This is a genomic window from Actinophytocola sp., assembly GCF_036002505.1.
In the GTDB taxonomy this organism is placed as follows: Bacteria; Actinomycetota; Actinomycetes; order Mycobacteriales; family Pseudonocardiaceae; genus DASYTH01.
The window spans coordinates 1-7,207 of record NZ_DASYTH010000346.1 but is presented as its reverse complement, the minus strand read 5'-3'; the positions used below and the strand labels follow the sequence as shown (position 1 = coordinate 7,207).

Genomic DNA, 7,207 nt, shown 5'->3' with positions numbered 1-7,207 from the left:
ATGCGTGCTGCTGTCTTTGAAGAGCCCGGGCCCGCCGCCGTCCTGCAGATCGTGGAGCGGGAGACCCCGTCCGTCGGGGCCGGCGAGGTTCGCGTGCGGATCGTCCTGTCCGCGGTCAACCCGACCGACACCGGGAGCCGTGCGGGGCGCGGCGTGCCCGACGGGGTGGCGCCGCCGCGGGTGCCCAACCAGGACGGCGCCGGCGTGGTCGACGCGGTCGGCCCCGGCGTCGAGGGGCTCTCCGTGGGCCACCGGGTGTGGCTGTGGGAGGCGGCCTGGCAACGCACCGACGGGACGGCACAGGAGTTCGTGACCGTACCCGCCCGGCAGGCAGTACCCCTCCCCGAGAAAGCGCCCTTCGAGCTGGGCGCCGGCCTCGGCATCCCGGCGCTGACCGCACACCGCTGCCTCACCGTGGCCGAGGGCGGACCTTCGCGGCTCGCCCCGGGTGCCCTCGCCGGGCGCACCGTCCTGGTGGCCGGCGGCGCCGGAGCTGTCGGCAACGCCACCATCCAGCTCGCGAAGTGGGCCGGCGCCACCGTGATCACCACCGTCTCCAGCCCGGAGAAGGCCACACTCGCGACCGCCGCCGGTGCCGACCACGTGGTCAACTACCGCACCGAGAACGCCGCCGAAGTGATCCGCGACCACGCCCCGGCCGGCGTCGACCTCATCGTCGAGGTCTCCCCCGCCACCAACGCCGCGCTCGACGTCGCCGTCGCCGGTCCCCTCGCCACCATCGCGGTCTACTCCACCGACGGCGGCGACGCGGCCACCCTCCCCGTCTTCCCGCTCATGTACGCCAACATCCGCTACCAGTTCGTCCTCGTCTACACCATCCAACCCTCCACAAAGGACAGTGCGGTCGCCGACGTGTCCGCGGCCCTCCACGCCGGCGCCCTCCACGCCGGCCGCGACGCCGGCCTCCTCGACCGCACCGCCGACGCCCACACCGCCGTCCAGTCCGGCGCCATCGGCAAGGTCCTCATCGACGTGAGCGCTTAGTGGAACTGCTGGATCCCGAGCGGGTAGCAGCGTTGCGCGGACGATCAACCGCACCAGGCGGCTGCCCGCGACCACCGATTTCGGCGCCGCGGCCCGAGATCTGACCCCACTGGCAGGTGCAGCGGCGGGCGGGCCTGCGGGTCGCGGCATCCGGCCCCGATGTGGCGGCCGACGCGATCGTCGTTGTCCGCCTGGCATCGGACCGTTGTCGTGCCCGCCCCGGGCCGCGTCGTCCACGTCGTCGAGGAGGAGCACCGCCGGGGTTTCGCCTACGGCACACTGCCCGGTCATCCGGAGTGCGGGGAGGAGGCGTTCCTGCTGGAGCGGCACGCCGACGGCACCGTCACGTGCAGCCGCACCTCGTGACCGTGTTGGCGTCTCAGGTCGCCGTGTTGGCGCGCCACGGTGCCGTGTTGGCTTCTGGCGTAGGTGTGTTGGCTGGTGACGACGAGGCCGGACACGGCTGACGGCGACCTCGGCGCACACTCGGCCAACACGGCGACGCCACAAGCCATTACAGCGATGCCAGGGGCCAAGATGGCGACGTCAGAGGCCAACACCGACAAGGAGTTGGCCGCAGGCACCTACAAGGGCACGTGGGGCCGCTGTCCGTTGGGAGCGTGGTGCGACAACACGTTGGAGGCGTTGGCATTCATGCTGCGTGCCGGTAGCGCCGGCTCGAACAGGCCGACTGCCCGAAAGTGCGGCGATGGCTGCCCGATCCGACGTCCGTCTCGGCCTTTGCGGTAGGGGCGGGCAGGCGGGAGCGTAATGCGTATGCGGGCCCGTGACGCCGAACTGGCGACCGCGGCCGGTGTACGCACGCCCTCGAACCGGCCGGCGACTGTTGCCGAGGTGACGACGGCTGAGCAGCCGGCACGGGCCCGGCCCCAGAGGGATCAGCCCGCCGTCGATCGGGCGTCCCGCGCCAACTGGGCGGCGGCGCTGCAGCGCGCGGTCGGCAACCGAGCCGCGTGCCACACGATTGCGGCGGCGCGACTCGGTGAGGCTGTCCTGCAACGGCAGGAGGACGAGGCGACCCCCGCGCTGGGCGACAGCGCGCCGATCCCGCTCGAGGGCAGCGAGGAACAGGCGTGTCCCACCGGCGTGACCGAGAACGTCAAGACCCCGTCGGAGGTACCCATCGATGTCACCGCCGACAGCCCGTCCCAATGGCTGCAGGAGGTCTCCGCGCGACTCGACGATAACGTCGGTCACGTCCAGGCGAACCGACAGGTGTTGTGGTGCATCGCCGCCGACGACAAATCCGTGTCGGGTGTGTCGTTGAACGTGTCGCTGACCAAGAAGGTGGCTCGCCCGGTGCGAGGCCATGGACTCTCCGGTGCCGTGAACGACGCCAAGTGGAAACTTGTGCAGGACATGGCGAAGGCGATCAACGAGCACGAGGACCGCCACATGGAGATCTACAAGACCGCGCTGACGGGTCTCGCCCAGAAACTCAAGGATCTCAAGCCGCCGCCCGGCAAGAAGAAGCTGACCGACGCCGACATCCGCAAGGTGTACGACGACGCGACCTGCGCGGCGGAGAAGAAGCAGGAGGAACTCGACGCGCGTGAAGGGTTGATCAAGGTCAACCCCGACGAGAAGGGGTTCACGACGAGCGGCGAGAAGCATGACTACACGACGGGATGTCGCAGCGCTGCCACACCCGCGCCCACGACCACCGGCGGGACCTAGACGGGGGGTGCCCGATGGTGCCGCATTGGTTGGATGATCACGCCATCCCGTTGACGAGGAGCTGGCGGCGTCTGACATCGCCAGACCCGCTGCCGTCTCGCAGAGGCTGGGCACGGCTCACCCGCCCCCAGGTTCGCCTCGGTGGACGGTCGATGTCCACCTTCCGTTGCTGGGGGGCCGTCGGCTGGATCGTCGGGGTGGCCCTGGCGTTGGCCGGGGCGCAGGCGGCGCATCGCCCGCCCGCACCAGTGCTGACCATGGCCGGGCTCGCGGTGTGCACCTTCCTGATCGTGGCCGTCGGCAGTGGCGTCGTCAGCGGCGCCGTCTCGCTCACCTTCTACCATCACCTGGTCGCCGTGCTGCTGGTCGTCGGGGTGTGGGCGTACACGACGCACGCCGGGGTGCTGCAGGTACTCGATCTGGCCTCGGTCGGGATCATGGGGTTCCTCGTCTTCGGGCGGCTCGGCTGCCTCGCGGTCGGCTGCTGCCACGGGCGCCCGCGGGCCGAGGGAGTCGTGTACGGGCGGGCCCATGCCGCGGAGGGCTTCCCGGAGGATCTGGTGGGCGTGCCGCTCGCGCCCGTGCAGGCCTGGGAGTCGGCCGCTGCTGCGGTCATCGTGCTGAGTTCGCTGCTGCTCCTCATGGGCGATCCGAGTCCCGGTGTCACCGCCGCCTTCGTTGTCGGCGCGTACGGCGCAGCCCGGTTCTGGCTCGAGATGGCGCGAGGCGACCCCGAGCGACCGGTCTGGGCGGGATTCTCCGAGGCGCAATGGACGTCGGCTCTGCTCGGGTGCGGGGTGGGCGTCGCCCTTGCGGCGCGGATCATCCCCGCCCATCCCGCCCTCGTTGTCTGCGCCGCGGCACCGGCGTCCTTGGCCGGGTGGATGCTGATCCACCGGCTTGGTCGCGTTGAACGGGTTCGTCGCGATCGCGGCCTTCCCGCCTTATCCGTTCATCACTACGGGTTGGGTGCACCCGAGGCGCTCCCCGAGGCAGCCGCTCGTCGGCTGGCGGGTGAGATTCTGTGTGCGCGTCATCCGGGCTGCACCGGACAGCTTCTGGTCGACGCGACCGGCGAGTTCCACCTGCTCGTCTCGGAGCCGCCGCCCACCAGGGGGCGGCGGTGATGCGCCGGACGGGGTCGGAGTCCGAGGCGGACGGCGGACCGGTTGCGAGACCGACGCACCGTGCAGCGGACAGCGACCTGCATGCCAAAGGCACTGCGGTGGCGCGAGTTCTCGCAATGCAACGGGCCGCCGGCAACTCCGCGGTCGCGCGCTACCTCCAGCCCCGGGCCGTGCAGCGCGACGACCAGGCGCCCGAATCGGCGCCGGCGGACCCCGCGGGCGGCACGGCGGCCTCCGACGCCGCCGCCGGGCCGCCGGGGCTGATCGTCGAGGATTCGGCACCCGACCCGCTCGACCCGACGCAGCTTCGCAGGACCGCGTTCATCGGCCAGGTCCGGTCGGCCGTCACCGACCAGGTCGGACCGCTGATCTCGTTCACGCCGATGGGCGCGACGTTCAACGAACAACTCGACGAACAGGCGGCGAAGTACGGCGGCACGCCGGCCGCCGCGCTCGAACGGGAGGTCCGAAAGGCCGTCCCTGCCGCGGCGGGCATGACGTCGGCTCCCGACCTGGTGGGCGCCGTCGCCAGGGACGCCGTCGAACAGGCGCAGCGCAACCCGCTTGGCGGCGCGGACACCGAGTCGGACACCGGGCTCCCGGCCGACGACAAACTGATGCGCATCGCCTTCAAGGCGAGGAACGGCGTGAGCCGCCCGGCCGCTGAGGCGACGTCGACGCGGGCGGCGCTGGGAAGCGGACGGCCGCTCGACGCCGGCGTGGCCGGTCAGGTCGGCGGGCTGTACGGGGCCGATCTGTCCGGGGTGCGGATCCACACCGACGAGCGGGCGGCGGGGACGGTCGAGTCGATGGGAGCTCGGGCGTTCACGGTGGGTTCCGACATCGCGTTCGCCGGCGGTGAGTACCAGCCGGGGACACTGGTCGGGGACGCCCTGCTCGCGCATGAACTGGCGCACGTCGTGCAGCAAGGAGCCGGAACGCATCTCATGGCGGAGAACGCCAGCCACGACGACTCGGGCCTCGAGGAGGAAGCCGACGTCGCCGCCGCCGCCGCGGTCATGTCGGCGCGAGGCATCCGCGGGACGTTGAGCGCGCTGGCCGGTCGCGTCACACCGTCGTTGCGCGCCGGACTTCGTGTCCAGCGGTGCACGAAGCCGGCGCCGAAGAACCAGTGCGGCAGGCCGGTGAATCCGAAGCTCTCCAAACTGGGGAAGAGCAGTCCGGGGTACGGCATGACGACGCAAACCGCGTGGACCATGGATCCGCCCGGATCCAATCCGATGAGCACGTGGACCAGAGAGAACGTCTCCGAAGGCACGCCGCCGAATCCGCCGTTCGCCGACGTAAAGCCGAAGAACGGACCGCAGGGCGAGATGTCGGGACGGCTGTTGGTGGGCGACCAGCACTACATCAGCCCGTCGGCGCTGGTGCCGCTCGACCAGATGGTGCCCGGCACCTGGGTCAGGCACCAGAAGTACGACTGGACGTGCTCCAACGAGAAGGGCTTGTTTGACCCGACCGGGTGGCAGACGTTTGACGAGAACGACCTCATCCGCACGATCCGGAAGAGCGACGACGGGGCCTGGCACCTCATCACCACCGTGACCGGCAACAGCGGCAAGGAAGAGCAGGACGACGTCATCACCTGATTGATCAGAACGGCGGGTCGTCGGGCTGTTGGGCCGGCGGTTGCCTGGCCTGGGAAGACGAGGTGTTGAAGTCCTCTGTTCCGTGGTGATCAAGGAGCACTTTCCAGGTGCACGTTACCGGCTGGTCGCAGGATTTGGCGGTAGAGGTCGGCGGCCAATCCCGGACCCCGTGGAACCGGCGCTAACCCGACGAGAGAGCGAGGCACCCAGCATCTTGACAACAACATCAACAACCGAACCGAAGATCAACACCCGAGAACCGGGAACACCACCCGCCAGCCGCGAATGATCAAAGCTAATGTGGCTCTTCGAAGTTAGGCGGGGTTGAGGCATCCGCGTGCTCGTCGGGTGGTAGCGCAGCGGGTGCGTAGTCGTTGGTTGGTGGGGTTGCGGAATCCGTAGGCGGTGCGGGCTTCGAGTTTGACGATGCGGTTGATGCCTTCGCTGGTGGCGTTGGTGATGCCGGTGTGGAGGAATGCTTCGATCTGGGGCCACCAGGTCTGCACGGTGGTGGCGAGGCGCTGGACTTCAGGCACGCCGCCGTCGGCGCAGATGCTGTAGAAGCGGAACAGGCGTTGGGAGATCTGGTGACGGTCGGGGTGGGTGCGGGCCAGCGCGAGGAGGTGGCGGAGTTCTTCTTTGGCCAGCCAGGCGGCCAGGATGGGTGGTCCGATCTCGCCCAGGTCGGCCAGTTCGGCGACCATGGCGCGGGTCTTGTCCCGGTCACGGTTCTCGACGTTGGCGGTGAGCTTGTTGCGCAGGTCCCATTCCCGGTCACCGGATCGGCCGCGGCGACCACGGACCTGGGCGGTGCGCCGACAGCGGACCTCGTCGATCACCTTGTTCGCTAACTGCACCACGTGGAAGTGGTCCACCACGAGCGTGGCGTGCGGTAACGCGCTGGTGATGGCGGCTTTGAACACGGTGCACATGTCGATGGCGACATGCCCGACCGCAGCCCGCCAGTCCGGTGAGCGGCCGTTGATCCAGTCGATGACTGATTGAGCGGTGCGGCCTTCGACCTGGCCCAACAGGCCTTGCCCGCCACCGATATCGACGAACCCGACGTGCCAACGGTCCACCGTCATCTCCCACACCCCCAACTCGGTGTTGTACTGCCAGCGTGGCCGGCCCCGTCGGGTCTCATCGATGCCCAGCACGGCCACCGGATCCGGCTGCTCGGGTAGCACCCGCGCGGCGTGCGCGGCGAACGCCGCCGCCGTTACCGGCCACGATAGGCCGTGATCACGAGCGGACTGCACAATCGTGCGCCCGCCATCACCGACCGCAGCCCCGGCCGCCGCCCGCAGCCGGGTCGTGATCCGTGCCCGGGCCGGCACCTGCTCCACCTGCTCGGTGAACGTCCCACGCGGACAGTCAGCCCGGTCGCAAACCCAGCGGCGTTTCCGCCATCGCAACCCCACCGTCCTGCCTGCGACCGGTAGATCACGCGGACCTGTCGTGATCCACTCCTTGACCCGCACCGCATCCACCCCACACACCGGGCACGCCTGCGCCCGCGCATCCGCGGTTTCCAGATACACGACCGGCCCGCCGTCGTGTCCATCCTCGACCCTCGTGACCGCCAGCCCATCCAGGCCCAGCAACCGGGTCGTATCGTTGACCATGCTCGTGGCTGTTCTGTTGTGATCCTGCGTCGACAACAGGAATGATCAACAACAGCCACGAGCCCCACCAACCCACCCCCACCAGCCACTCACCCACAGCCACTGAGAGGCGTCACACCCCGATCAAGTTCGAAGAGCC

At 69.7% G+C, this 7,207-nt stretch carries 6 protein-coding genes; 5 read left to right on the top strand and 1 reads right to left on the bottom strand.

The window, feature by feature from the left end; translation table 11 throughout:
- From VGR06_RS30290 to VGR06_RS30270, 5 genes are all read left to right on the top strand, one after another.
- Positions 1 to 1,005: NADPH:quinone reductase (locus VGR06_RS30290; protein WP_327562576.1), on the top strand; the 1,005-nt coding region annotated here is incomplete at its 5' end.
- 159 nt (positions 1,006 to 1,164) lie between these two features.
- Complete coding sequence (locus tag VGR06_RS30285) at positions 1,165 to 1,371, top strand: DUF1990 family protein (RefSeq protein ID WP_414637367.1); 207 nt, start codon at positions 1,165 to 1,167, stop codon at positions 1,369 to 1,371.
- Positions 1,372 to 1,782: 411 nt separating this feature from the next.
- The gene (locus tag VGR06_RS30280; protein ID WP_327562574.1) at positions 1,783 to 2,703 is read left to right on the top strand and encodes a DUF922 domain-containing protein; all 921 of its coding nucleotides are present in this window, start codon (positions 1,783 to 1,785) and stop codon (positions 2,701 to 2,703) included.
- A gap of 152 nt (positions 2,704 to 2,855) precedes the next feature.
- Positions 2,856 to 3,830 (top strand): prolipoprotein diacylglyceryl transferase family protein, encoded by a 975-nt coding sequence (locus tag VGR06_RS30275; protein WP_327562573.1) that lies wholly within the window; start codon positions 2,856 to 2,858, stop codon positions 3,828 to 3,830.
- Between the two features lie 98 nt (positions 3,831 to 3,928).
- The gene (locus VGR06_RS30270) at positions 3,929 to 5,440 is read left to right on the top strand and encodes an eCIS core domain-containing protein (RefSeq protein WP_327562572.1); all 1,512 of its coding nucleotides are present in this window, start codon (positions 3,929 to 3,931) and stop codon (positions 5,438 to 5,440) included.
- 314 nt (positions 5,441 to 5,754) lie between these two features.
- Here the strand turns inward: VGR06_RS30270 and VGR06_RS30265 are convergent, their stop codons facing one another.
- Entirely contained in the window at positions 5,755 to 7,068 is a 1,314-nt protein-coding gene (locus tag VGR06_RS30265; protein WP_327562571.1) for an ISL3 family transposase, read from the bottom strand.
- Positions 7,069 to 7,207: the final 139 nt, after the last annotated feature.

Coding starts and splice junctions, on each gene's coding strand:
- VGR06_RS30285 (WP_414637367.1), top strand. CDS start 1,165: ATGTGGCGGCCGACGCGATCGTCGTTGTCCGCCTGGCATCGGACCGTT.
- VGR06_RS30280 (WP_327562574.1), top strand. CDS start 1,783: ATGCGGGCCCGTGACGCCGAACTGGCGACCGCGGCCGGTGTACGCACG.
- VGR06_RS30265 (WP_327562571.1), bottom strand. CDS start 7,068: ATGGTCAACGATACGACCCGGTTGCTGGGCCTGGATGGGCTGGCGGTC.
- VGR06_RS30275 (WP_327562573.1), top strand. CDS start 2,856: ATGTCCACCTTCCGTTGCTGGGGGGCCGTCGGCTGGATCGTCGGGGTG.